Source organism: Lunatimonas lonarensis (assembly GCF_000390185.1).
Taxonomy (GTDB): domain Bacteria; phylum Bacteroidota; class Bacteroidia; order Cytophagales; family Cyclobacteriaceae; genus Lunatimonas; species Lunatimonas lonarensis.
Window position 1 is genome coordinate 1 of sequence record NZ_AQHR01000090.1, and the last position, 1,251, is coordinate 1,251.

The window sequence follows — 1,251 nt, forward strand, 5'->3', positions numbered from 1 at the left end:
GTCTACATTCTAGCCGATGACATGGGCATTGGGGATGTGTCCAGCTATAACCCTAGTTCCAAGCTGTCGACTGCCCACATTGACAGACTAGCGGCAAATGGCATTAAATTCACCGATGCGCATACGAGTTCGTCTGTCTGCACGCCGACGCGCTACGGGATTCTTACGGGGAGGTATAATTGGCGTTCTACGCTGAAAAGTGGGGTTTTGGGAGGTTATTCTGCGCCACTGATACCCAATGATCGGCTTACCGTTGCTTCCATGCTGCAAGAGGAAGGGTACCAAACGGCGTTTGTTGGCAAGTGGCATTTGGGATGGGATTGGGCATTCAGCGAGTCCTATGATCAGTTGGACAATCTGGATCGAAACCTTTCTGTGGATTACAACCAACCGGTTTTGAACGGTCCGAAGGAACTGGGCTTCAGCTATTCCTATGGGTTCAGCAGTTCGTTGGATATCCCGCCCTATGTCTACGTCGAAAATGGGCGGGTGACGTCCCCGCCCAATCGAATGACGGTCAATATGGATGACAAAGGCTTTTGGCGGGAAGGGCCCACGGGAGCGGATTTTGACCATACGCTATCTCTTAGCCACCTGACCGATAAGGCCATTTCCTACATAGACCGTCATTCTGAGGAACCCTTTTTCCTGTATTTCCCTCTTCCTGCGCCCCATACCCCGATCTTACCTCTAACCGAGTTTATGGGCAAGAGCAATACCAATATGTACGGGGATTTTGTCCTCCAGGTAGACGATGTCGTGGGACGTATCACCAAGGCGTTGGAGGAACGGGGGTTGCTCGAAAACACCATCCTGATCTTCACCAGTGACAATGGGTGTTCACCACGTGCCAATTACCCGGAACTTGCCCGGGCCGGCCATAATCCCAGTTATATTTACCGGGGTCACAAGGCGGATATTTACGAGGGAGGTCACCGGGTTCCATTTATCGTGCACTGGCCGGCAGGTATTGCAACCGCAGGACAGTCTGAATCCCTGCTATGCACCACCGACTTGATGGCGACCTTAGCGGATCTGGTAGGATATTCCCTTCCCAACGATGCGGGTGAGGATAGTTTTAGTTTTTTGCCCGCACTGCAGGGTGGGACATCGTTTGAGGTTCGGCCATCGGTGGTACATCATTCCATTGAAGGCCGCTTTGCAATTCGAAGGGGGCCATGGAAGCTCATCCTTTGGCCGGGTTCCGGTGGCTGGAGCGCTCCGCGTTCCAATGAGCTGACCGGGTTGCCT

1 protein-coding gene is annotated in these 1,251 nt (G+C 53.0%); it reads left to right on the forward strand.

Features of this window, described 5'->3' with window-relative positions; genetic code table 11:
• The coding region (locus ADIS_RS15865) for a sulfatase family protein (protein ID WP_051113336.1) at positions 1-1,251 on the forward strand (1,251 nt) is incomplete at both ends.